The sequence below is a fragment of the Kitasatospora sp. NBC_00240 genome, from assembly GCF_026342405.1.
Classification (GTDB): domain Bacteria; phylum Actinomycetota; class Actinomycetes; order Streptomycetales; family Streptomycetaceae; genus Kitasatospora.
Genome location: NZ_JAPEMU010000005.1, coordinates 39,946 through 63,462 on the forward strand (window position 1 = coordinate 39,946; position 23,517 = coordinate 63,462).

General features: G+C 73.1%; 27 protein-coding genes. 5 read left to right on the forward strand and 22 right to left on the reverse strand.

The annotated features are described in order from the left end of the window. Window positions 1–452 precede the first annotated feature (452 nt). The 22 genes from OG689_RS44180 to OG689_RS44285 all read right to left on the reverse strand — a co-directional run bounded on the left by OG689_RS44180 (window position 453) and on the right by OG689_RS44285 (window position 17,037). Entirely contained in the window at window positions 453–1,205 is a 753-nt protein-coding gene (locus tag OG689_RS44180; protein WP_266329245.1) for a hypothetical protein, read from the reverse strand. Window positions 1,206–1,247: 42 nt separating this feature from the next. Beyond that, window positions 1,248–1,586: a hypothetical protein gene (locus OG689_RS44185; RefSeq protein WP_266329247.1), complete on the reverse strand. Its 339-nt coding sequence runs from the start codon at window positions 1,584–1,586 to the stop codon at window positions 1,248–1,250. A 138-nt stretch (window positions 1,587–1,724) separates the two neighbouring features. Continuing rightward, entirely contained in the window at window positions 1,725–2,105 is a 381-nt protein-coding gene (locus OG689_RS44190; RefSeq protein ID WP_266329249.1) for a hypothetical protein, read from the reverse strand. A gap of 271 nt (window positions 2,106–2,376) precedes the next feature. Further along, window positions 2,377–2,613 carry a hypothetical protein gene (locus OG689_RS44195; protein WP_266329251.1) on the reverse strand — a complete coding sequence of 79 codons (237 nt, stop codon included), beginning with the start codon at window positions 2,611–2,613 and terminating at the stop codon, window positions 2,377–2,379. 90 nt (window positions 2,614–2,703) lie between these two features. After that, on the reverse strand, window positions 2,704–3,444 hold the full coding sequence (locus OG689_RS44200; RefSeq protein WP_266329253.1) for a hypothetical protein: 741 nt from the start codon (window positions 3,442–3,444) through the stop codon (window positions 2,704–2,706). Window positions 3,445–3,530: 86 nt separating this feature from the next. Beyond that, window positions 3,531–4,736 (reverse strand): DNA polymerase III subunit beta, encoded by a 1,206-nt coding sequence (gene dnaN / locus OG689_RS44205; protein ID WP_266329255.1) that lies wholly within the window; start codon window positions 4,734–4,736, stop codon window positions 3,531–3,533. A 113-nt stretch (window positions 4,737–4,849) separates the two neighbouring features. Next, a complete protein-coding gene (locus tag OG689_RS44210; RefSeq protein ID WP_266329257.1) occupies window positions 4,850–5,383 on the reverse strand; it encodes a hypothetical protein in 534 nt (177 codons plus the stop codon). 484 nt (window positions 5,384–5,867) lie between these two features. Continuing rightward, window positions 5,868–6,089, reverse strand: a complete 222-nt coding sequence (locus OG689_RS44215) for a hypothetical protein (protein ID WP_266329259.1) — start codon at window positions 6,087–6,089, stop codon at window positions 5,868–5,870. 24 nt (window positions 6,090–6,113) lie between these two features. After that, a complete protein-coding gene (locus tag OG689_RS44220; RefSeq protein WP_266329261.1) occupies window positions 6,114–6,758 on the reverse strand; it encodes a hypothetical protein in 645 nt (214 codons plus the stop codon). Window positions 6,759–6,827: 69 nt separating this feature from the next. Next, on the reverse strand, window positions 6,828–7,304 hold the full coding sequence (locus OG689_RS44225; RefSeq protein WP_266329263.1) for a hypothetical protein: 477 nt from the start codon (window positions 7,302–7,304) through the stop codon (window positions 6,828–6,830). Window positions 7,305–7,399: 95 nt separating this feature from the next. Further along, the gene (locus OG689_RS44230) at window positions 7,400–9,526 is read right to left on the reverse strand and encodes a winged helix-turn-helix transcriptional regulator (protein WP_266329265.1); all 2,127 of its coding nucleotides are present in this window, start codon (window positions 9,524–9,526) and stop codon (window positions 7,400–7,402) included. A gap of 200 nt (window positions 9,527–9,726) precedes the next feature. Further along, a complete protein-coding gene (locus OG689_RS44235; protein ID WP_266329267.1) occupies window positions 9,727–10,122 on the reverse strand; it encodes a hypothetical protein in 396 nt (131 codons plus the stop codon). A gap of 25 nt (window positions 10,123–10,147) precedes the next feature. After that, window positions 10,148–11,401, reverse strand: coding sequence for a hypothetical protein (locus tag OG689_RS44240; RefSeq protein ID WP_266329269.1), 1,254 nt, complete (start codon window positions 11,399–11,401; stop codon window positions 10,148–10,150). A 33-nt stretch (window positions 11,402–11,434) separates the two neighbouring features. Next, window positions 11,435–11,986, reverse strand: coding sequence for a hypothetical protein (locus OG689_RS44245; RefSeq protein ID WP_266329270.1), 552 nt, complete (start codon window positions 11,984–11,986; stop codon window positions 11,435–11,437). A gap of 206 nt (window positions 11,987–12,192) precedes the next feature. Beyond that, window positions 12,193–12,465, reverse strand: coding sequence for a hypothetical protein (locus tag OG689_RS44250; RefSeq protein ID WP_266329272.1), 273 nt, complete (start codon window positions 12,463–12,465; stop codon window positions 12,193–12,195). A 255-nt stretch (window positions 12,466–12,720) separates the two neighbouring features. Further along, entirely contained in the window at window positions 12,721–14,250 is a 1,530-nt protein-coding gene (locus OG689_RS44255; RefSeq protein ID WP_266329274.1) for a DUF2637 domain-containing protein, read from the reverse strand. Window positions 14,251–14,597: 347 nt separating this feature from the next. Next, window positions 14,598–14,762, reverse strand: coding sequence for a hypothetical protein (locus OG689_RS44260; RefSeq protein ID WP_266329276.1), 165 nt, complete (start codon window positions 14,760–14,762; stop codon window positions 14,598–14,600). A gap of 563 nt (window positions 14,763–15,325) precedes the next feature. After that, window positions 15,326–15,457 carry a hypothetical protein gene (locus OG689_RS44265; RefSeq protein ID WP_266329278.1) on the reverse strand — a complete coding sequence of 44 codons (132 nt, stop codon included), beginning with the start codon at window positions 15,455–15,457 and terminating at the stop codon, window positions 15,326–15,328. A 65-nt stretch (window positions 15,458–15,522) separates the two neighbouring features. Continuing rightward, window positions 15,523–15,690 (reverse strand): hypothetical protein, encoded by a 168-nt coding sequence (locus OG689_RS44270; RefSeq protein ID WP_266329280.1) that lies wholly within the window; start codon window positions 15,688–15,690, stop codon window positions 15,523–15,525. Continuing rightward, on the reverse strand, window positions 15,687–15,809 hold the full coding sequence (locus tag OG689_RS44275; protein WP_266329282.1) for a hypothetical protein: 123 nt from the start codon (window positions 15,807–15,809) through the stop codon (window positions 15,687–15,689). Before OG689_RS44275 ends, OG689_RS44270 begins: the two co-directional genes overlap by 4 nt. Before the next feature lie 5 nt (window positions 15,810–15,814). Next, the gene (locus OG689_RS44280; RefSeq protein WP_266329284.1) at window positions 15,815–16,234 is read right to left on the reverse strand and encodes a hypothetical protein; all 420 of its coding nucleotides are present in this window, start codon (window positions 16,232–16,234) and stop codon (window positions 15,815–15,817) included. Window positions 16,235–16,404: 170 nt separating this feature from the next. Continuing rightward, on the reverse strand, window positions 16,405–17,037 hold the full coding sequence (locus OG689_RS44285; RefSeq protein ID WP_266329286.1) for a hypothetical protein: 633 nt from the start codon (window positions 17,035–17,037) through the stop codon (window positions 16,405–16,407). A 353-nt stretch (window positions 17,038–17,390) separates the two neighbouring features. Between OG689_RS44285 and OG689_RS44290 the strand changes: the two genes are divergently transcribed. The 5 genes from OG689_RS44290 to OG689_RS44310 all read left to right on the forward strand — a co-directional run bounded on the left by OG689_RS44290 (window position 17,391) and on the right by OG689_RS44310 (window position 23,216). After that, window positions 17,391–18,203 carry a GntR family transcriptional regulator gene (locus tag OG689_RS44290; RefSeq protein WP_266329288.1) on the forward strand — a complete coding sequence of 271 codons (813 nt, stop codon included), beginning with the start codon at window positions 17,391–17,393 and terminating at the stop codon, window positions 18,201–18,203. Between the two features lie 333 nt (window positions 18,204–18,536). Continuing rightward, window positions 18,537–19,205: a YdcF family protein gene (locus OG689_RS44295; RefSeq protein ID WP_266329316.1), complete on the forward strand. Its 669-nt coding sequence runs from the start codon at window positions 18,537–18,539 to the stop codon at window positions 19,203–19,205. A 474-nt stretch (window positions 19,206–19,679) separates the two neighbouring features. After that, window positions 19,680–20,822: a hypothetical protein gene (locus tag OG689_RS44300; protein ID WP_266329290.1), complete on the forward strand. Its 1,143-nt coding sequence runs from the start codon at window positions 19,680–19,682 to the stop codon at window positions 20,820–20,822. Window positions 20,823–20,903: 81 nt separating this feature from the next. Next, a complete protein-coding gene (gene dnaB, locus OG689_RS44305; RefSeq protein WP_266329292.1) occupies window positions 20,904–22,607 on the forward strand; it encodes a replicative DNA helicase in 1,704 nt (567 codons plus the stop codon). 144 nt (window positions 22,608–22,751) lie between these two features. Continuing rightward, complete coding sequence (locus OG689_RS44310; RefSeq protein ID WP_266329294.1) at window positions 22,752–23,216, forward strand: hypothetical protein; 465 nt, start codon at window positions 22,752–22,754, stop codon at window positions 23,214–23,216. Window positions 23,217–23,517 lie beyond the last annotated feature (301 nt).

A 23,517-nucleotide genomic window follows, 5' to 3' on the forward strand; every position in this document is an offset into this window, starting at 1 on the left:
CAAGCTTGTTTGGACCCTTTGGCCGCCGCACTTGAGAGGGCCCGGAAACGCAGAAGGGCTCGCCCTCCGAGATGGAGAGCGAGCCCTTAGGCCTGATTGATCAGGCCATGTGATCCAGGCCGATCGCACAGCCGAGGCGGCGGAGTCCTGGTGTATCAGCCAGCGTGCCGGCGCAGGTACTTGGTGACGCCGGAGGTGACACGCTGCCTGATACACCAGGTGACCGTCGTGTCGCACGCCGGACAGGTGGTGCCAGAGTCGGCGCGGCCGGTGAATTCACCGGCCGGCCACTTGGGGCGTCCGGCGCGCTGGTTGACCTGGCGGGTGCAGATGACGGGGCGGCGCATGCGGTCCTTCGGATCGGCGGTGGGAGCGGTACGGGGGAAGCAGAGGAGGCCGGGCTGCTGGTGGGAGGGGCCGGAGCGTCGGCGGGGCGTAAAGCGCGGAGGGTGTCAGAAGGGCGGCTCCTCTGAGTAGGTGCCCGCGAAGAGGGCCTCACGGGCCTCGGGGTCCTGGTCGTCCTCGTCGTCCAGGTCGCCGTGGTCGAGCTGCTCGCCGTCGGCGTGCTGGTCGTAGTCGAGGTCGTGCTCGGCCTGGTCGTCGTCGCTCTCCCGGTCGAGGCCCAGGCCGGCGGCGAGGCGGTCCAGCAGGGCGACGAGCTCGGAGAGGGTGTGGACTTCGATCGGGCGCTCGCCGTCGGCGGCCAGGTAGTAGGTGCGGGCGCCGGCGCCGTAGCGGTCGCTGGGGGCGGGGACGCAGAGCAGGCGGGCGTCGGGGGTCAGCTCGCAGCTGGCGGTGCCGTCGCTCGCGCCGGTCCAGTTGGCGGGCTGTGTGAGGCTGCCGGAGCCGTGGTCGAGGGTGTGGGCGTGGGTGGCGGCACGGTGCGCGGCGTCGACGGCGGCCTCCGCCGTGAGCTGCCCCGGTGAGGGCGCCGCCGCCGGGGAGGCGAGGGGAGCGGTGTAGCCGTAGGCGGGCAGGCCGAGGTGCCGGCGCAGGGGGCGGCGCAGCAGGGTGGTGGCCTGGTCGGCGACGCAGAAGGCGAGTGCTGTGGCGGCTCCGGTGAGGGTGAGGCGGGTCTCGGCGGGGCGGGTGGCCAAGGCCCGGTAGGTGGTGAGGCCGGCGGCGGCTGCGGCCGCGACGGTGGCTGCGCCGTCGGCGGTGTCCAGGGCGGTGGCGAGCAGGCGGGTGCGGGCGGTCTCGGTCATCTCGGTGTCCTTTCGGGGTGGTAGCGGTGCAGTGGTAGGTGGTCAGGTCCAGGCGCCCGTCGGGTCGTCGCTGAACGCCTCCGGAGCGGCCGCCGTCGGGTCCGGCGCGGGTGCCGGCTGGTTGAGGAGGGCCAGGAGGAGGTCGGCGACCTGGAGGACGCCGACGCGGATCCACGGCTGCGGGCAGCAGTCGTACAGCCCGTCGACGTCGGCGTGGATCTGCGCGCGGCCGCGGTGGTCCTGGTCGCAGCTGGGCGCGATGGCGGGCAGGGCGTCCAGGCGGGCCAGGCGCCAGGTGCCGGGCAGCGGCCGGTCGGCGTGCCGCTCGATGACGCGCTGGGCGGCGGCCCGCAGGACGGCCAGGTCGGGGGAGGGGGTCATGACGGGGTGGCTCCTTGCTCTCGGTTGGCGGCGGCGGGCGGGCGGTGCGGACCGGGGGCGAGGGCGGTCTCGCGGGGCAGGCAAAGGCCCCCCGCTCCGGGTGGAGCAGGGGGCCCGTCCGTGGTCAGTGAAGGGTTGTCAGGCGGTGGTCTCGACGGCTTCGGCGGTGCGGCTGGTCCTGCGTGTCTTGCGCTTGTCCCACCAGGTCCGCGAGTTCCAGCCGGTGGCGTAGGTCAGGAGCAGGTAGGACGCTGTGGCGCCGATGGCGAGGATCGCGTGGGTCCATCCCCATTGAGGGGCGTTGAGGCCGGCACTGATGGCGTTCCCTCCCCCGGCGGCGCTGAGCACCGTGACGACGACGCAGGCGGCCCCCAGGGCAATCTCGGAGTTTTCGGTGGCGGCGTCGTTGATGCCGTGGTGGATGGTGTAGCGGATGTGGAGTGCGAGCACGGTCAGCTGGACGGCCCACAGGGCCAGGACGAGGGCGGCGAGGCCGGACAGGGTGACGAGATGGTGCATCGGGTTCCTTACGTTGAGTGGTGCGGTCATCTTCGGTAGTGAAGCGGTGCCTGGTCAGGGAGTTGGTGACTTTCGACCGGCACGGGTGAAGGCCGCCCACGACGCCGTCCCCGGTGGCTGGGTGCAGCACCAGCTGAGGCGGCTCCGTGCTTCCGGTGGGCGGTGCCAGCCGGGCGGCCGCGCCGCGCACCGGCGCGCCCCGCCGGTCCGGCTGGGTGCCGGGGGCGGGGCGCGGGCCGGTGGGCAGCGTGAGTGCCCGGAAAGGGGGAGGTCAGCGTGCGGTGAGCACGACGAGCAGGACGAGCACGGTGATGGCGATCAGCACGGCGGGGGAGCAGCCGGTGGAGCCTTCGAGCTGCTTGATCTCGGCGTAGATGGCGTCGCACTCGGTCTGCAGGCCGGTGTGGGCGGCGCTGCCGGGGGTGAGGTTGGCGAGGGTGGCGGAGCGGTCGTGCAGGAGTTGGCGCAGTTCGGCGAGGCGGTTGTCGCGGGATATGGACCAGGGCATGCGGCGGGTTGGCCTTCCGTTGGGTGCGGCGGGACGGGGCGGGGCGGGGCCGCCGCGCGGGATTCGCGGCGGCCCCGGGGGTCGTGGGTGTCAGTGGTCCTGGTCGTCGTCGCCGGTGAGGCGGCGGCCGTTGATGTCGACCTGGAGGGTCTGGACGTCGACGACGACGGCCTCGATGCGCGGCGCGGGGACCTCGACGGTGACCGGCACGACCGGCGCCGGGGCGGCCGGCGCGGGCGCGGGGGGCTCGTTGATGACGGTGGTGTGGGTGGTGATCCAGGAGCCGGTCAGGGCGAGGGCTGCGAGCACGCCCCACGCGAGGGCCGCGAGGCCGGCGGCGACCGGCTTGCCGGGGCCTTCGGTGCCCTGCCAGACCATGGCGACGCTCAGTGCACCGAAGAGCGCGGCGCCGAGCTGGACGCCGACGGTGGCGCCCTGGCGCAGCGCCAGCAGCAGGATCACGGCGCCGGCCAGGCCCCAGAAGGTGAACAGGGTCCGCGGTCCTGCGGGCAAGCCAGCCGAGTGGGTCTGGAGGTAGTAGTAGATGGGGTCGTTGACGGTGTGCCACAGCCGTCCGGCCGGGACGGTGGAGTGCGCGGGCTGCGCGATCCACTGGAGGGCGTGCAGCAGGTGCGGGCCCACCGCGATCGCAAGCACGATCAGCACGAACAGCGAAACGGTGGCGAGCGCGACGGTGGCGGCCATGCTGGGCGTGCCGTAGGCGTCGCGGATCAGCCAGCGGCGGGTGGGCGGGGTGTGCCAGATCAGGTCGGGCGCCTGCGCGTCGTCCTGGTCGGTGGTGGTGTGCGGGGCGGTGTGGTGCTGGGACACGGGGACGCTCTCCTCGATGGTGGTGCGGTGTGTGCGGGAACGTGGGGCCGCCCCGCCCGTGGTGTGCGGGGCGGGGCGGTGGCGGGTCAGCCGGAGATGCGCACCGGCATGAGCAGGTGCAGGTAGGAGTCGCCGATGTCGCCGCCGGCGCGCAGGACGGCGGACTTGGTGGGCTGGCGCAGGTCGAGGCGCGCCTCGGAGGTGCCCAGGGCCTTGAGCCCGTCGGTGAGGTAGACCGGGTTGAACGCGATGACGTACCGCTCGGCGCCGTCGCCGGCGGCGCTCTGCGGGTCGCCGTCGAGGATGTTCATCGGGATGCGGTCCGAGGCCTGGGCGTCGTCGCCGGAGCCGCCCTCGACGATCAGGTGCTCGCCGGTGCTGTCCAGGACGAGGCGGATGGGGGTGTTGCGGGTGGCGACGAGGGCGACGCGCTGCACTGCGGCGATGGCCTCGGCGACCGGGAGGGCGATGGTGAAGTCGGCCGCCGTGGGCAGCAGGGCGTCGATCTTCGGGTACTCGGCGCCGAGCTGGCGGGTCATGTAGGTGCGGCCGGGGATCGTGAGGGCGAACAGGGCGTCGCTCCAGTGCAGGGTGACGGTGTGTTCGCCGGTCAGTGCGCGGGCGGCGTCCGCGAGCGTCTGGCCCGGGACGAGTACGGCGCTGGTCTCGGCGGCCGGGTCGGCGCCCTCGTCCGGCTCGGGCTTGCGGCGCTTCTTGGCCGGGGCGGGCAGGGTGCCGGTGGGGTGGACGGTGATCTCGCGGCGCCCGACGCGGTAGCGGTCGCTGGCGGCGAGCACCAGGAGAGCGCCGGTGAGCCGCAGCTGGATGCCGGTGAGGGCGGGCAGCGTGTCGTCGCGGCCGACCGCGACGGCCACCTGGGCGACCGCGTCGCCGAACGCCTCGGCGTCGAGGCGCGCGACCGCGTCGGGGATGGCCGGCATCGCCGGGTACTCCTCGATGGGCAGCAGCGGCAGGGTGAACCGCGCCGAGCCGCACAGCAGGGTGAGGCGGGCGCCGTCGGCCTCCAGGTCCACCTCGGCGCCCTTCGGGAGCTTGCCGCAGATGTCGTTGAACAGTCGGCCGGGGACGAGCGCCTGGCCGTCGGCGGCGATCTCGGCGGACAGCGTCGCCGACGTGTACACCTCGCCGTCGGCCGCCGACAGGCGCAGGCCGTTGTCCCCGGTGGTGAGGAGGATCCCGGCCATGACCGGGACCGGCGGCCGGCTGGGGAGGGCCTTGGCGGTGTAGGAGACGGCGTCGGCCAGGACACCGGCGAACAGACGGATCTTCACAGCGGACCTCTTTCGGCAGGGCGGTGCAGGGCGGCAGGGCAGGGCAGGGGGCAGCGGCGCCGGCCCCGGTGGGTGGGGCCGGCGCGGGCCGGACTGGCAGGCGGGCGGGGACGTCAGCAGTCGTCGTCCTCGTCGTCCTCGTCCTCGTCCTCGTCGGGGGTGCCGGTGTACGGGGTGTAGAGCTGGAGGGCGCCGCCGTAGTCGGCGTCCTCCAGCGCGTCGCCGTCGACGGTGACCGGCGCGAAGTCCGGCACGTCGGCCAGGTGGACGCGCAGCTGGCCGACGGTCAGGAGCGCGGTGCGGGCGCTGCGCCACACCGACGCTGGGGTCGCGGGGCGCAGTTCGGCGCCGGGCGCGGGCGGGGCGGTGCGGGCGGTGTGCAGGCGGACGGTGCCGTCGTAGCCGGCGGCGGTCAGCAGCTCGTCGTCGACCATCACCGGGGTGGGGTCGGGCAGGTCCGCCAGGCGGGCCAGCAGGTCGCCGGCGTCCAGACGCCCGCTGCGCCAGGAGGCCTCGCGCAGCCGCCCGGTCGGGGCGCTGTACCGCTCTGCGGCGGCCTGGACGGTCTCGGTGATGGCGGCGGTCGCGGCCGTGGCCACCTTGGCGGGGTTGGTCGGGTCGGCGGTGAGGGTCACGGTGATGCTCACGACGTCCTCCGGGCGGATCGCGGTGTCGGCCGGGCGGCCGGCCCCGTCCCCGGGAGCGCCGCCGCCCGCCCTGCCTGGAGCGGCGGGGCGGGCGGGCGTTGCCGGGGGCGAGGCCGGGCGCCCGGTCAGGCGACGCGGGCGGCGTCGGTGTCGGCCTCGACGGCGTCGACGCGCTCGCGGTAGCGGGACAGGAGGTCGACGTCGAGCAGCTCGCCGTCGTACAGCCAGTCGAGGGTGGTGGCGCGCCCGGCCTGGATGTCTTCGGCGGCCTGGCGCAGACCCTCGGCCAGGGCAGCCAGGTCAAGGGCGGGCGCCGGGGCGGGGCGGAGGGCGGGGAACAGGCGGCGGAGAACAGGTATGACGGTGGATCCCTTCCGTGCGGTGGTGTCGGCCGGTCGGCCGGTGGCGCCACCGGACGCGCCCCGCCGGCCCGTCGGTTGCGGGTGGCGGGGCGCGGCTGGGGACGGGGACCGGTCGGCCGGGTTCAGGAGTCCTGGGCGCCGACCTGGCGCCGGGCGGCGGCGGCCAGGAGCCGCTGGACGGCGGGGTCCGCACGCCAGGTGCACCAGTCGGGCTCGCCCTCCGGACCGGGGGCCGGCGGCTCGGTGCCGGCGGGCAGGTAGACGCTGGGCAGGTCGTCGGCGGGCCACACCGGGGCGGGGCGGCGGGTCAGGCGCCGCACGAGACGGCGAACGGCGGGGTGCATGGGCGGGTCCTCCTGGAGGGTTTGTCAGCCGTTGTTGTTGGTGATGCCGCCGCGGCCCCAGGCGGTCTGCTTGCCGATGCTGGTCTGGTGGGTGCGGTGGACCAGGGCCAGCACGGTGCCGGTCGCGCTGGCGCCGTCCCCGCTCGCGGTCGCGGACGCCCCGGTGCCGGTGCCGGTGCCGGCGACGACGGCGCGGAGCTTGCCGAGCAGCGCGGCCACGCCGACCACGACGGTGGCCACCGCGATGGCCGCCCACTTGAGGACCGTGCCGAGCTGGTCGGCGTGCGGGGCGACGTCCCCGACGGCGGCGCCGACCATCCACACGCAGCCGCCCGCGGCCAGGGCCGCGGCCGAGCCGTAGAGCACGCACTGGCGCACCGCGCGGGGCAGGCCCGGGTCGGCGGCCGGCTGCGCGGGGGTGGCGGGGGCCGGGGCGGGCTGCGCCTGCGGGGCGAGGGCGGCGAGGGGGTTGTGGACGGGGACGGCGATCACGCGGCCGTCGACCAGGGCGGGGATCAGCGCCGGGGTCGCGGGGCCGGGGTGGAGCGGGACGGCGACGACCTGGCCGTCCAGCGAGGCAGGCACGTAGCCGGGCTCCAGCAGGTAGGCGTTGAGGTCGACCGCCAGGTCCGGGGAGGTACTGGCGGGGGTCTCGTGGACGCTGCTCACGGCAGTCTCCTTCGGGGTGCGGGGCGGGCGGCCCCCGGAGAGGCCGGGAGAGGGGATCGTGAGGCCTGGTCAGTCCTCGGTGCGGGGGTGCTCGCAGATGGTGACCTCGCCGTGGACGTAGTGGCGGCGCAGGGCCGGCGGCCAGGTGGCGGCGGTCATGCCGAACGTGGTGAGGGTCGTTGTGACTGCGGCGGTGCGGCCGGTGGCGGCCAGGCGGTGCAGGAGGCCGGCCGTCTCGGTGTCGCGCAGGACGGGCTCGGCGCCGTCGATGACGATGCGGATGTGCGGCTCGGCCGCGGTGGGCTCGTGGTCGCGGCCGCGGGCGGTGCGCTCGGCGACGACGGTGAGGGCCTCGGTGAGCAGTTGAGCGGCCTGGTCGACATCAACGGTGCGGTCCAGGCCGGCCAGACGCTGGCCGGTCGGCTCGATGCCCCAGACGGCGACGGCCGGTCCGCAGGCGGCCTTCTCGGCGGCGATCAGCTGCTCGATGGTGCGGGTCTTGCCGGAGCCGGCGCGGCCGACGATCAGGCGGTGGGTGACGGACATGGTGGCCTTCTCTCTCGCGTGTGGTGGGAGGGATGGGTGTGCCCGCCGCCCGGGTTGGGCGGCGGGCACGATCAGGGGTGCGGGGTGGGGGTGAGTCAGGCGGCGGCGAGCTGGGCGGAGCCCCACTTGCCGTGGCCCAGGTCCAGGGCCTCGCCCTTCTCGGCAGCCTTGCGCAGGGTCTGGGAGACCGTGGAGGGGGAGACGCCGAGGTGGGCGGCGATGACGCCGCTGGTGCACTCGCCGCGCTCGTCGAGGTAGGCGAGGATCGCGCGCTTCTTCTCGCCCCGGGCGGGGGCGTTGGCGGCCGTGACGAGGTTGGCGAACTCGGCGGCGGACGCCGAGGTGGTCTGGGCGGGGATACGCTCGGCCGGCTTGACCATGCCGGCCTTCCCGCCAGCCTTGGCGGCCTGCGGCGCCGCACCGGCGCTCTCGTCCTTGCCCTCGCCGTCGAAGGGGATGTCGACGCCGGGAACCTGCGGCGTCTCACCGCGCCGGCGGGCCGCCAGGCGCTCACGCCAGTCGGTGTAGGCGCTCCCGCACACCGCGCGGGACTCCTCGCCGAGGGTGCCGGGCCGGCCGCCCTTGGCCCAGCGCGTCGCGGTCTCCTTCTTCTCCGGGCGCCAGCCGCGGAAGACGGCGGCGCGGGCCTCCACGGACTTGATGAACCCGATGCCCGTCGTGGTGGAGCCGGGCTTGCCGGGCCAGGTGGTGGGCAGGTCGTTCGGGTCGGCGGGCAGGTTGATGACGTGCCCGGCGCTCTTCTCGGTGGTGCGCAGCGCGATGATGTTGCCGCTGGTGAGGGGCTGGCGGAGCTTGGGGGAGCCGACGGAGTCGAGGGTGGGCAGGTGGGTGATCAGGCGCAGTTTGATGCCGCACTTGCGGCCGAGGATGGCGATGCGTACGGCGATGTCGATGGCTTCGGGGTAGGCGCCCCAGACGTCCTGCCATTCGTCGATGGTGATGACGAGCAGCGGCTCCTGGACGGTGGGGACGAAGTCGGTTTCGCCGTACATGAGGTCGCCGTCGGCATCCGTCCAGGTGGCGAACGCACTGGCTTTGGAGCGGCGGTCGAGTTCGGCGTCGGCGGCCAGCAGCATGGCGAGGCACTCGTCGACGCCGGGGGCGAAGTAGTCGAGGTAGTCGGCCCAGTAGCCGAAGGACTTGCCGAACTGGGGGTCGCCGCCCCAGGAGCAGATCAGGCCGTCCGCCCAGCGTTCGATCGCGAACAGGGAGGTGACGACACCACTCTTGCCGGAGCCGGTGGCGCCGGAGATGTGGTCGTGGACCGCGCCCCAGCCGGGGCGCCACATCTGGTAGAGGGCGGGGCTGCCGTCGATGTGCGGGCCCAGGACGGCGATGCCGGTGGTGGTGTCCAGCGCCGTCTCGACGGGGCAGTGCGGTACCTCGATGAGCGGGTTGGTCTCGTAGACGAGCAGGGTGGCCTTGTCGTTGGTGCCGTCGGCCGGCGCGTCGACGGCGACGGAGGCGATCGGCACGCCCAGGGCGCCGGCGATGCGGCCGGTCATCATGCGGGCGTCGGCAGTGGTGTGCCGCTCGGCGTCGAGGATGATGTCGGCCGCCCACGCGCCGGCCACCTCCAGCTCGCGGACGTTGGCGAGGACGGAGCCGGGCAGCGCCCCGCGTGAGGAGCCGATCTTCGCGGCCCAGCGGGCGGCCCGCTCCTCCTGGCCCTCGGGCTGGTCCTGGGCGGCGCGGATGCGCCGGCGCCACCACCACGGTCCGGCGGTGGCCGGCAGCCACGCGAACCACAGCCAGCCGGCGATCGGCGCCTCGAACGGTCCGGTGTGCATCAGCGGCATCGCGGTGACCAGCGCGCCGGCCGCCACGGTGGCGGCCGAGGTGCGCAGCAGTTCGCCGCGGCGCATCGGCCGGTCGGGCGGGGTGGGCAGCGCCCGGTGGGCGTGCAGGAAGCGCGCCGCCCGGTTGGTGTAGGGCTTCTTCTTGCGCCAGGCCCGCAGGCCGGCGACGCCGGCGGGCAGCGCCAGGTCCGCGGCGAGGGCGCCGACGCCGCCATGCGGGGCCAGGGTGATCGCCTGGCCGTAGGCGGCGAGCGCCGCCGCGCTGTACAGCGGGGCGAGGTGGCGGCGGTGACGCCAGGCCCGGCGGTAGGCGCCGCGGGCCAGCCGCACCGACAGGGGGCCGGTCTCGGTGGGGACGGCGGTGGTGTCCGCCCCGGACGGGGCGGGGTTGGTCTTGCTCACGGGTGGTCCTTCCGGGGCAGGGTGAGGGCGGGTCAGCAGAAAGCGGAAACGGGGACGGGGACGGCGAGGCCGGCACCTCCTCGGCGTGGGGAATCGGATGCCGGGGTGCGGCACCTCGGCCGGACACCGGACCGCCCGCCCCCGGCGCGGTGCCGGGGGCGGGCGGTGCGGTGTGCGACCGGGACGCGACAGGTCCGGGCTCAGAGCCGGTTGTTGTACGCCTCGCGGTTGGCAGCCGGTACCGGCGCGGAAGCGACGGCGGCGTCGATGCTGCCGTGGCGCAGCTGCACGTTGCGCCCGGCCTGGTGGGCGGCCGCGTTCAGCTCGATCGCGCTGTTGGCGGCCTCCATCACGGCGGTGGCCTGGCCGACGAGCGACTGGCCGACCTGCTGGATGTCGCCGAGCGTGAACGGGTCGAACCCGAGCATGCGCACCGCGTGGTAGGTCCGGTCGGCGTCGGCGACCTTGGCCGCGACCCGCTCGAAGCGCTGACGGGCGGCGTGCTCCTCGGCCAGCGTCGCGGCGGCCAGGCGCGCCAGCGTCTCCAGGACCTGGCTGTAGCTGATCTCCGCCGGGCGGCGGGTGAGCTCTCCCATGAACGGCTCTCTTCTTCTCGGTGGGTCAGTCGCCGTAGGTGGTGGACTCGGCCATCTCGACCGGGGCCGCGGCCACGGCCTCGTTGATCGCGCCGTGGCGCATCTGCACGTTGCCCTCGGAGACGGTCGCGTTGTGCGCGGCCAGCTCGGAGGACTGCAGGTCCTTCTCGCGGGTGGAGCGCAGGTGGCCGAGCTGGTCGACGATCGCCGCCAGCTCGCCCAGCGTCGCCGGGTCGTACTTCGCGCCGGCCGCCGCCGCGTACGCGGCCTCGGCCTTCGCCTGCAGATCCGCGATCCGGGTGAGCGCTGCCTGAGCGTCCTCCATCTCCAGCTGCGCCCAGCCGTGCATCTGGCGCAGCCACAGCTGGAGGGAGTCGACGCCGTTCACCTCGACGGTGGCGGCGCCGGCCGAGGCGGTGGGCAGGTTGGTCATGCTGCTCCTCGGGGTCGCGGCCCCGCCGGTGGCGGGGCCGGGCGTGGGGGCGGGTGCGCCGGCGGGCGGCGGGTCCTTGACCAGGTGCAGGCCGGGTCCGGCCGCCGTGGGTGCGGCCGGGTCGGCGACGGCGCCCGTCGGGTCGTCGTCGAAGAGCCAGTCCGGGAGTTCGTCCGGCGCGACGGTCCCGGCCGCGGTGGGCTCGGGCCGGGGCGCCGGCACGGGTGCGCCAGCAGGCGGGCGGGCGGGCTTGGGCGGCACCGGCCGCCCGCCACCAGAGCCGCCGCCGCCACCGGTGGTGGTGGCGGCGGGCGGGGTGGGGTCGGTGACGACGTGGACCCGGATCGTGGCGTCGGCGCTCGCGGTGGCGGCCGCCGCCTCGGCCTCGGCAATCCTGTCCGCACTCGGCGCGATCGGGCCTCCGGTGTTGACCGGCTCGTCGTCCTCGATGATCTCCGCGTCGACGATCTCCGGCTCGCCCTTCGCGGCCGTCCCGGCCGGCGCACCCTTCGCGGCCGTGGGGGCCTTCGCGGCCGTCGGGGTGGTGGCCGGGCCGGCGGGCGCGTTGCGCTCGGTCTTGGCGGCCTTCACCGTCGCGCGGCGCTCGGCGATCGCGGTCTTGGTCTCGGGCCAGGCCTTGCGCCAGCCCTCCTTCGCCCCCGACGTCCACGTGTAGATGCGGGCCACGCTGTTGATGGCGCCCTGGGCGACCTTCTTCCCGGACTCCGTCCGGTCGATCGGCTTCGGCGCCTTGGGGCTCTTGCTGTGCTCCTTGGCGGTCGCGTGCCCGGCGGTGATGCCACCGCCGAGCGCCCACGCGAGCGCCATCATGATGAGGATCTCCATCAGGCTCTCCCCTCTCTTTCGTCTCTCCCTCGGCTACTTCGTGCTGAACGCGGAGCCGATGACGTGGGCGACGGTGGTGACGACCCAGGTGACGGCCACCGCGGCCGCGTGCCCGACCGGGCCGGGGATCGCCGCGAGCAGGGAGGGGATCGCCAGCGCGAGCGCCAGCGTCCTGGGCCCGGCCTTGTCCTCCTTGACGTCCTTCAGCAGGATCACCAGCGCCGCCCCCGACACCAGGAACCCGACCCCGCCGCCGACCCAGGCCCGCAGCCAGGACGCCACCAGCGAGTTCGCCCAGGTGCTCAGGTTGTTGATCAGGTGCCCCAGGCCGGTGCCGGCCAGCCCGGCCCCGCCGGTCAGGAACAGCGCGATGTGCAGACGCGGCATCTCCAACTTGGCGAGCACCGCGTTCATCGCCCCCGCCGCCGCCCCGCCGCCGGAGCGGCCCCCACCGCCGGAGCGGTGGCGCTTGCCCATCCCCGCCGTGACCGTGGACCCGCCGGCGGCGAGCACCTGCAGAGCCACCGACACACCCACACTCAGCACGCCGACACCGGCGCTCACCAGACCGTCGAGAACTGCCATGACTGTCCCCTCCCAAGGGGCTTGTGGATCAAGAAAAGCGACCGGCCGGCGGCCGGTCGCGACACCTGCTCGGGCCCCTTGCCATCACGGCGAGTGACCCCGTACTCTCGCGTGCGCGCCCGCGCGCCCCTACGCGTTACGGGTCCGCACATTCACGCGCGGACGTGAATTCGGGATCGTGAAATTCACGATCTCCCCCGGACCGGCTACCGGTTGTGACCACCGGTCAGGCGCGTCGACAGCTGCCGCAGCACCGCCGCCAGCTGCGCCCACTCCCCGTCCCGGGCACCCTCCGGCAGGCCTGCAATCACCCTGCGGACGATGTCCCACTCGGCCTCAGCGGCGGCCTTCGCGCCGCCGGCCGCAGCCGCCGACCGCAGCCGCACCTGGTGCGCCGCGACCCGCCGTGCGCTGTCCTCCGAGCGCTTCGAATCCCTCTTGCGCCGCCAGGCCGGCGGCTGCGCGGGAGTACTCAACATGTCCCTCCGAACGGGAGTCGGGCCGCCGGGCAGGTGCCGGGCGGCGTCCTCGGTAGCGGCCGGACGGCCGTGACCGCCCCCGCACCCACCCCGGGATCGGGGTGGTCGGCGACGGCTACGAACAGCCGGACGTGACAAGCGGTTTGACGTGCGGTTTCACCCCGGTGGGGGTAGTCGGCGTGGTTGGATGGACGGGCCGGACGGGGGCGATTCAGGCGCCTCCGTCCGGCACTGTCACTCCTGGGCGCCGGCCGGTCAGGGCCGGTAGCCGGCGGCGATGAGCTCTCCCGCCTCCAGGCGGTACTCGGACGCGGTGCTGGCGGAGGAGACCTCCAGCTCGCGCTGGATGTCGGCCAGCGGGAGGTCCGCCGGCCACACCGCGTCGGCGTCGGGGTCGGCGAGCGCGAGGATCATCCGGGCGACCTTGCGCACCGCCCGCTCGCGCGGCCGGAGCTTGGCGACGTCCTCCGCTTCGACCGCGGCCCGCTCGATTTCGGCAGCGGCCAGCCGGATTTCGGCAGCAGCCCGAACCGCTTCGGCAGCGTCCAGGTTCGACTGCTCGACGGCGGCGAGAGCGGCCGCCTGGGCCGCCCGCTCCTCGTCCGCGAGGCGGTTCGTTTCGGCGACGGCGAGCCGGGTTTCGGCGGCGCCCTTCAGCGTTTCGGCAGCGGACCGGTTCGCTTCGGCGGCGGCGAGGCGGGCTTCGGCGATGGTCTGTGTCTCGACCGCCTGGGTCTCGGCGGCGGCGATCCGGTCGGCCTCCGCGGCCTCCCGCCGCTTCTCGGCGGCGCGCTGCTCCAGCTCTGCGGCCTCCAGGTCGAGGTCGGCCCTGGCCTTGCGCTCGGCGGCCTCCTGGGTCTGGGCGGCGGCGGTGCGGGCCTTGGCCTCGGCCATCACCGCCGTCTCCAGCGCCTCCTCCTCCGCTCGGGCGGCCCGCTCGGCGGCCGTGACCTGCGCCTGGGCGTGGGCGCGGGCCTGGCCGGTGGCGCCCTGGACCTGGGCGCGCACCGTCTCGACCTGGCCGTCCGCGCGCAGGGCCTCGGCCTGGGCCTGGGTCTCGGCGAGCCTGCGGCGGGTGTCGGCCTCCAGGCGCCGGCGCTCGGCCTCCTCCGCGCGGTCCTCGGCCGCGCGGTCCTGGTCGTCCGGCATGGCCAGCGCCCGGGCGACGGTGTAGCCGTGCGGGGCCATCGTCATCGGCAGCAGCTCGTCCTCGGTGGCCTTGCCCAGGTCGCCGCCGTGCTTGCGCTTGAGCCACACCTCGTAGGCGATGAGGTCCTGGTCCCGGCGGACCATCTCCGGGTAGGAGTGCACGTCATACAGCCGCATCCGCCGGTAGATCCGGGGGGTTGCGATCGGGGCGAGCACCCAGCGGATCAGCGGGATGGAGTCGCGTTCCACCTGCTCAGGACGGACGATGCGGTCGATGGAGTCGCGGCCGACCTCCACCACCATGATGAACAGCACCGGGACGACACCGTGGGCGCCGGCCGCGACGTAGTCCAGCAGCCGCCAGCCGCGGCCCTGCGGGGCGGCGCTCGCGGCGTTGAGGACGACGGTCGCGGCGGTGAGCAGCCACACCGGGTAGCGGATCCAGCCGATGGGGCGTTTGAGCCAGGCCATCAGCAGGTCGACCGCGATCATCACCATGATCCCGGTGTCGACACCGACCGCGAAGAGCTGCCCCTTGCCCAGCGAGGCGAAGTGCAGCCGGTCGAACGCGAAGGCGGCGACGTGCCCGAAGCTCAGGTAGAGGCCGATGCCCGCGAGGGCGAGCGCGGCCGCCACGATGCCAGCGGCCGCCCCCTTCTGCGGGAGGGTCAGCCGCCCGGCCGACGGCGCGGGCGAAACGGGCTCGGCCGTCTCCGAAGCGCTCCACGGTGCGGACGAAACGGTGTCAGCTGCTCCCGAAACGGGGGCGGGCGGTGCCGAAACGGGGCCCGGCGCGGGGCGCGCCGGGCCGGGCAGGGCCGCCGTCGGCGGCATGTCGGTGATCGTCACAGGGGCCTCCGGAAGGACTCGTTCGGGTGGTGCCGAAACGGCGGCCGGTGCTCCCGAAACGCGATCTCGCGTGTCCGAAGCCGGCCGCCGCTGTCGGCGAAGGGAAGACGGCCGGACCCGAAACAGGGCTCGGGTCAGGCGCGGGTGGAGGCGCTCTGGACGACGGTCAGCGCGAACTCCAGCTGCTCGGCCCAGCACCGCAGGTCGGCGGGGACGCCGGTGGCCTCCACGGCCAAGCGGCGGCTGAGCAGTTCGCCGAGGGCGGCCTCGGCGCTGCGGTGTGCCTCGTCGGCGTACACGAAGTCGGCCTCCAGAGCGGCGAGCAGCTCTCGGGCTGCTGATGCGCGTGGCCAGCAGCCGCAGGGGCTGCTCGTCGCCGTGGTCGGGGTCGGGCCGGTGCACGGTGGCGGTGGCCCGCAGGCGCATCCGCTCGGCGAACTCCTCGACCAGGGCGAGCAGGCCGGCGCGGCCCTTGGCCAGCTCCAGCTGCTCCTGGACGTCGGCGATGTGGGCGGCCGCCATCGCCAGGCTCGGCCGCCGGGCCTCGTCGTAGGCGCGGTCGGCGTCGGTGGCGGCCGCGGCCCGCTCCTTGCGCGCGGTGCGCCAGGTCAGGCGTCGGGCCGGGTCGTCCAGCCAGCGGCCGAGCTCCACCAGCTGCTCCAGCGGGTCGGGAAGGTGCTCCACGCCGAGGTGCGTGGTCCGGGTCGGCTTGCTCACGGGGTCCTCCTGTATAGGGGAGAGGCGTTCCGGCCGGAGTGGCCGGGGTGCCTGGGGAGTGCGGTGCGTCGGGCACCGTCGAACACCGCCGCACCCGGCCCCGGACCTCGGGGGTGGGCGCGGCGGCGAACGACAACAACCGACGTCAGGACTCGCGGCCGTCGCGGGCGTCGAGCTCGTCCATGTACGTGGCGTACTCGGCCTGGTCGGCCTCCTCGTAGGCGGCGTGCATCCGCGCCAGGCCGGCCTGCCAGGCGTCGTACTCCTCGGTGGTCATCACGGGCGTGGTCCTCTCGGATCGGCGTCGCCGGACCGGAGCCGGCGGCGCAGGGGGGCGGGACGCTACTTCGAGACGGGCTGCGCGGGCGCGGGCGCCGTCGTCTGCGGCTCGCGGGCCGGGGCGGCCTCGTCGGGGCGGCGGTGGACGGTGCGGGAGGTGGCCTGCCGCGAGAGGCGCAGCATCAGGTCCGTGTCGTAGCTGGTGTTCGGGGTGTGCTGGGCGGCGCTCACTTGCCACCGCCCTTGAGGGTGGCGGCCTTGAGGGCCTGGGCGGCCGCCTTGGCGCTGGCCTTGGCGAGGCGGGCGGCGGTCTTCGCGGCGAGGAGCTGGATCAGGGCGTCGGAGGCCATCGCGGTCAGCCGGCCAGCGGGAGGGCGCGCAGGGTGGCGACGGCGGCGGAGACCGTGGCCGGGAGCGGCCGGAGCGTGCCGATCACGCTGACGGGCTCGTCGGCGATGTCGTCCAGGTCGATGACGGCCTCGCGGATCGCGTCGCTGGCAGCCGCCGCCCGGGCGCGGACCCGGCGGACCTTGTCGCGCAGCAGGACCAGCAGGCCCTCCAGGCCGCGGCGGCCCTCGGGGTAGTGGCCGGCCTCGACCGCGTCCCAGACCTGCTCGGCCAGGTCCTCGTCAAGGTCGGCGGCGGCCGGGGCGATCGCGGCGATCTGCTCGGCGGCGGCCGCGAGCAGCCGGCCGGCGTAGCGGCCGTACAGCTCGTCGAAGTCGCCGCCGGTGTTGCTCGGGGTGCCGACGGAGAGTGCCATGATGGTGTCCACAGGTCGTTTCCTCTCGTCTACTGCGGTGGGTGGTGCGACCGAACGAGGCCCCCGGGTTGCATCCCTGGGGGCCTCACTGCTGCTCTGTGCTGCGTACGAGCAGCCACGGCCGCCGCCCACCCCGTCGTGCTCGGGGTCGGCGGCGGCCGTGGCGGTTCGTGCTGGTGATGTCAGGCGGCGAGGCGACCCTTCCGCTGCTTCCGCTGCTTCCGGGGCGGCTCCGTGGGCACGCCGTCAGGCAGGGGCAGCGAGAAGATCGGGCCCTTCGCGCCGTACAGCGGGTGCTGGCGCAGGGCGTCCGTGACGAGCACGTCGACGCGAGCGGCGTCCCACTCCCGGGTGCGCCGTTTGGCGCGCTGCTTGTCGGACCCGACCGGGTCGTCCGAGCGGCGCTGCGCGATGTGAAGAACCGCGGGCGGCTGCGGGGCCTTCACCTTCTTGAGCACCGTGGTCGGACGGCGGGAGGCCACCTCCGCGACGGCCTCGGCGCGCCGCTGCTGCCAGACCGTGATCGGCATGTCGATCTCGAAGAGGCGGTTGGAGTTGATGCAGCGGCGGGCGCCGGGGGTGCCGGCCGGGAGGATGTGGTGCGGGACCAGCTTCCACTGCTTGGTGGTCTTGTCGGTGGTGAGCGGGCACCACGTGTTGCAGTCGGGGCAGGCCAGGTGCTCGGCGCGGGGGGTGAGTTCGACCAGCGTGGGGGGCAGCTCCGAGAGGAGGAGGGCCGGCCTGCAGCTGATGTTCTTCGTACAGGTCTGACGCTTGCGCGGCTGAGCGGTGGGGATCGCGGTCCTGGTGGTCATGGAGGGCTCCTCGGATGATGCGGAGGTAGATGAGGCTGCATGGCGGTGCCTTGTCCGCCCTCCAGGCCGCCCGAGAGATCCCGGTGCCTGACGAGGGGACAGCGCATCGGCGCTGCGTGGCAGTCGCGAGGGTTTGGTGGAGCTACCCAACGCCCACTCGGGCGGCGACTACCTGCGGTTTCGTACTGCGCGGCAAACTTCACCAACTTCACTGGTGAACTTCGTCACGGAATGAAGGTACGCAGCAACCCTCAGTCGAGTCAAGAGCTTCACTGGTGAAGTCTGAGACTTTTCACCAGTGAAGTAGCGTCAGGATCACTGGTGAAATGTCGAAAGTGAGCTAACCTAGCGCCATGACGACACCGCCCGACCCGCGCCCAGCATCCCGACGGATCGCCGATGACCTGCGGGCTGCCATCGACTCGGGCGACATCGCCCCTGGCGAGAAGTTGCCGACAACCAAGCAGCTCGTCGCGCGCTACGGCGTCACGCCGGAGACAGTGCGGCAGGCCGTCCTGCGTCTGAAGTCCGCCGGCGTCGTCACGAGCCGCCAGGGCGGCGGCGTGTACGCGCGTGAGCAGCTCCCACTGAAGCGCCTTGGCATCCAGCGCTACGACAAAGCCAAGTGGCGCGACCGCGGCGAGGTGGCCTTCATCGCCGACCGAGTCGCCAGCGGCCGCGAGTACAACCGGAACGACCAGACACAGGTGGTCTCCCGCCTACCGGCGTCCCGGGCTGTCGCGGCGGGACTCGGCGTACCTGAAGGAACCGAGGTTGTGAGTCGGGCCCGTCTGGTCAGGGAGGCAGGAGTCCCTACACACACGCTGACCAGCTACTACAAGGTGCAGCATGTCGAGGGCACACGGCTGGAGGACCCCACCCCGGGGCCGGCAGGCAAAGGCGGCGGTTTCGGAGTGTTTCTCGAACTGGGCCTGGAACCGCACCAGATGACCGAGGAGCTCTACGCGCGGATGCCGACGCCAGCCGAATCTGCGGAGCTCGAACTGCCCACTGGGGAGCCCGTCATGGTGCTCCAGCGGACGACTTACACCGCAGATGGCACTGTGATCGAGTACGCAGTCGGCGTGCACTCGGCCAGCCGCTTTTCGTGGGAGTACAACTTCCTCATCCCTGACTCTGCAGTAGGAGACTCGCATGCCCAGTGAAGGCCGCCCGCGCGCCATTGACACGGCACACATCGCAGCGCCTGCCGACGTGCCGCCAGTCGCGCTCATCTCGATGGTCCACCGCCGAGACGCCCACGTCGCGCGTGTGCTCGGTCGCCGGCAGGACATCGGTCCCACGACCGCAGCCGACCCTCTCGCGGCGCTAGCGCTTGGGGTCGCGATCACGCGGGGGGTCCTACAAGAACAGGGTCTGCTCGTACAGGCCGCAGTAGAGCAGGGCAGTTCCTGGGAGGAGATCGCTGCCGCTTTGGACACACCTGCGGCCGCAGTGCGGGGCACGTTCACCAGCCCGGCAGATGAGCAGGCCAAGTGATGGTGGGAACGCGTCCGGACATCTCACAGGATGCCTGGGACGATGCTCAGTTGCTGTGGGACTACCACCAGCTTCACCACAAAATCCGACCGTGCTCGGTGATTATCGGTCTGGGTAGCCACGACCTTGGCGTGGCCACACACTCCGCACAGCTCTACTTCGAGAAGATGGCACCGCTCATCGTCTTCAGTGGCTCCAACAGTCCCACCACCGTGAAGCGCTTCCCTCGTGGGGAGGCGGTCCACTACGGGGAGCATGCAGTATCGCTCGGCGTTCCCCGCTCGGCGATCCTCTTGGAGACGCGTGCGACCAACACCGCCGAGAACTTTCGGTTCTCGCGCGAGGTTCTGCAAGCCGCTGGTGCACCAGTAACCTCCGTCCTGCTCGTCTCGAAGCCATACGAGCAGCGCCGGAGTCTCGCCACCGCAATGAAGACGTGGCCAGGGGTAGATGTGGTGTGCGCTTCTGAACCAGTGACCCTGAGCGAATACGTTGACAGGATCGGAAGCGTCAAGACCGTCGTAGACATGCTCGTGGGAACGCTTCAACGCCTGGTCGAGTACCCGAAGAAGGGATTCATCGTCAGGCAGGATGTATCCGCTGCGGCAGTTGGGGCCTATGAACGGCTCCGCGCCCGCGGCTTCGACAGCAGGGTGATCCCAAGTTGATGCCAGCCTGCAGACACGCCGCGAAAGCCAGCGAGCCCACCCCCTAGCAGGGATAGGCTCGACAGGATGTCCACTCTGTGGTCGTCACCCAGTCCAGAAAACGCGAAAGCGGCCCCACATCCGCCAAGATTTGGGCCGCTCCGCTTGCCGTATACAAGCCCCTTGCAGGGGGCCGTTGTCTGTTCGACGGTACCAGGCTTCCCCGGTTCGGTGCGAGAGACACCCATCTCTCATCCGACCGGGCGAACGACTTCTGGTACGGGCGGGCCGGCAGCGGCGGAGAGGTAGAGCAACCCGCTTGCGTACCACCGTCACTCTGCGGAATGGCCATGTCACTCTGGCCCGTCCTACAATCCCCACCTTGCCCGCTGTCCAGGCCGAGCTGCTCCTGATGCCCGCCGCCGGATCGGCGGTGGCTCTGTGAAGACGAGCACGACGCGCCAGGGCTTCACTGGTCGGATTCACCGTGGGCCGATGGCGGCCGACATCATCCAGCGTGACTTCACCCGGGTCTACAACCGGGCCATCCGTGACAAGCGGATCAGCCGGCGGGCCCGGGGCCTGCTGGTGGAGATGATGAGCCACCAGGACGGCTTCGGGATCTCGATGGCGGCGCTGATCGCCGGAGGCCCGGAGAAGAAGGACGCCTTGCAGACCGCTCTGTGGGAGCTGGAGAAGTACGGCTACCTGCACCGGGACCGGGCTCGCAACGAGCTGGGGCAGCTCGGCGAGACCCTGTTCTTCATCACGGACATGCCTGACGGGATGTCTCTGGAAGCCCCCGCGCCCTGGTCCAGCCAGGCCCCCGAACCCGCCCCTGACGACCAGGCGGGCGCCCCTGGGGCGCCCGAACCGGCCGATCCGCAAAACCGCAGGTCAGAGCCAGGGACGGAAAATCCGCCTCTGGATGGTCCCGGACAAACGCCCAGGTCAGAACCTAAGACGGATTTCCCTGCGCAGGGTTTTCCTGCGCAGGGAAATCCGCCGCATAAGAAGACCACTTCCTCCTCACGGAGTGAGAAGACTCTCTCTCCTCCCGCCGATGTGCAGGAGCCGCAGGTGGCTCCGGCGCCTCGGACGAGAGAGATCGCTGCTTCGCAGGACCACAACGACCCGGCTGCGCCGGCGCCCGCCGACAACGGCGACACAGCCGCGCCCGTTCCGGCGCAGCGCGCGCAGGACATGGCGGCTTCGCCCACGGAGCAGGTGCTGGCTGCCTACGAGGCGGCTCTCGGCGGCGTGGCGCTGGACCGGGCCAAGCTGCTGGCCCAGGCCGAGCAGCTGCTGGCGGTTCGGCCGCTGTGGTGGGTGGTGGACCGTGCCCGGGAGCTGCCGCAGTGGGGCGACGACCTGAAGCTGCACGCCGGCAAGTCGAAGGTGCCGTTCACCAAGCCGAAGCCGGCGGCCCGGCCGCAGGGTGTGCCGCCGGTGGATCCGACCCGGAAGAAGGCGCCGATGCCCGCGCACATCGCGGCGCTGCGGGCCTCGGTCCAGGCCGGTCAGGCTCCGGCGCCCGCCGCCGGGCCGGCTGTACCGCCTGCGGCCGCGCCGCCGGACGGCGCACCGGCCCGGTCCGTGAGTGACCTGCTGGCGAGTCTGGCCTCGCCGAACATCTGACCGCACGCAGACGGCGGCCGGGGACCCCTGAGAAGGCCCGGCCGCCGCGATGAACCCGATCCATTCGAAGGAGAGTTCCCCATGAGCGTACCCAGCCAGAGCACCGCCGAGCCGCACGACTGGAGCGACACCACCGCCGAGCCGGACCCGCAGGACGATCCGGCCCAGGAGCCGACCCCGGCGCCGCGCCGCCGCGCCCGCAAGAAGGCCGGCCCCGCCGACGCCCCCGAGCCCCAGGCCGCCTTCGAGCGGGTGCCGCCCGGCGGCAAGCCCGAGCACCTGGACGCGGAGCAGGCCGTCCTCGGCAGCCTCCTGATGAGCAACGACGTCCTCGCGGACGTCACCGACATCCTCAAGCCAGACGACTACTACCGCCCCGCCCACGGACTGATCCACCACGCGGTCCTGGCCGTCGTGGCCAAGGGGGACCCGGCCGACCCCATCACCGTGGCCGACGAACTGCGCAAGCGCGCCGAGCTGGACCGTGTCGGCGGACCCGCCTACCTCCACACCCTCGTCAACTCCGTGCCCACCGCGGCGAACGCCGAGTACTACGCGGAGATCGTGCGCGAGCAGGCCGTGCTGCGCCGCTTGGTGGGAGCCGGTACCCGCATCGCCGGCATGGGCTACGCCGCGGAAGGCGAAGTGGACGAGATCGTCGCGGCCGCCGCCGCCGAGATCGCCCAGGTGATGGAGACCCGCGGCCGCGAGGACGACTTCGAGCTGCCGGACCAGACCATCGGCGCCACCCTCGACGAGATCGAGGCCGCCGGCAGCCGGCAGGGTGTCTACGGTGTGCCGACCGGCTTCGCCGACCTGGACGCCCTCACCCACGGCTGGCAGCCCGGCCAGGTCATCATCGTCGCCGCCCGCCCCGGCATCGGGAAGTCCACCCTGGCCCTGGACTTCGCCCGGGCCTGCACCATGCCCCGCACCAGCGCCGGCCGGCCCGTCGACGGCACCGGCCGCCCGGCCGCCTTCATCAGCCTGGAGATGAGCACCACCGAGCTCAACATGCGCGCCCTGTCCGCCGAGGCCCGCGTCAGCCTCGCCCACCTGCGCGCCGGCACCCTCACCGACAACGAATGGGAGCGCCTGGCCCCCGCCGTCGAGCGCTACCGCGCCGCCCAGCTCCACATCAACCAGAGCGCCAAGGGCCTGCCCGAGATCCAGGCCAAGCTGCGCCGGCTCAAGACCCGGGTGCCCGACCTCGCCCTGGTCGTCATCGACTACATGCAGCTCATCGAGGGCGGCAGCAAGAAGCGCAGCCAGGACAACCGCCAGCAGGAGGTCTCCGACATCAGCCGCTGCCTCAAGCTGCTCGCCAAGGAACTGCAGCTGCCGATCGTGGTGCTTGCCCAGCTCAACCGCGGGCCCGAGCAGCGCAACGACAAGAAGCCGGCGGTCTCCGACCTGCGCGAGTCCGGCAGCATCGAGCAGGACGCCGACATCGTGATCCTGCTGCACCGCCCCGACGCCTACGAGCCGGAGTCCCCGCGCGCCGGCGAGACCGACCTCATCGTCGGCAAGCACCGCAACGGCCCCCAGGCCACGATCTCGGTCGGCGCGCAGCTCCACTACTCGCAGTTCGTCGACATGGCCCGCGACACCGAGACCAGCGACCGCAGGCCCACCACCGCCCTCCACGGCACCGGGGCGATCGGCCTGGGCACCATCTCGGCCGAGCGCGGCACCGAACTCGGCTGGGACGACGACGGCCAGGACGACACCGACACCCGGGGATGGTCGCGCACCAGCAACCTGGGATCCGAACTCGGCCTGTAGAGCCGCAGGGATAGGGTCCTGACGGCCCCTCTGGCGGTCGCAGGACCCTCCTGGCTCCAACGACCACTCCGGGCCCGTGATCGCCCCCGCACGGGGCGATCACGGGCCTCGCAGGCTTCTCAAGATTGGATCAAGATGGAATCGGTGCCACCCATCAGCGCCATCACCACGGACAGTGGCGGGGACTACACCCTTGTCGTGTCACACACCCCCATCACCGACCGCCGCCTGTCCCTCGCTGACCTGGGTCTTTATGTGCGGTGCCGGTGGTTGAACGACGTGTGCGACGACATCGGCGACGTGGAGTGGTTCATCCGGGAGTTCGACATGCCAGCCGACGAGACGCGGGCCGGGCTTCGACGTCTTGCTGATGCCGGACACATTGAGGTCGTGGGACCGGAGTTCGTGGAGGCGAGGCGGGCATACGAGCGGGCCCAGGCCGTCGCCACGGCTGCGGAGGAAAGCCGGAACCTGTTCAGTGAGGCCGAGGCCGTGGTCGTCGCCCGCTTCGTCGCACTGGCCAATGAGCGCTCCGAGCGCGCGTCGCAAGCCTCAGCCTTGATCGCACGGTTGGAGATCGAAGCCACCTATCAGGCCCCTGACTCCTGAACGGCCCGCGGAAGGGTCGGGCGCGATAGGGCCCGTGCAGCTTCCATCCGCCCGGTGACTGAACCCCCGCCGCCTTCAAGCGGGTCTGCACGGGCGATCCGGGGCCCGTGGTCCGTGGGCTCGGTGCGGATCGTCGTGGCGTTCGATGCTGTCCGGGGCGGCCCCTGCCGTCGGTGCTGACGCGGCCGGACGGCGGGCCAGAGCGTTGTGGTGCGGCAGGGAGCACCGGGAGATGTGTGGTGCCGTGGGCAGGTGGCTAGGGGATCATGCCGCCCGGTGCTGCCCGGCCCGCAGCCAGCAG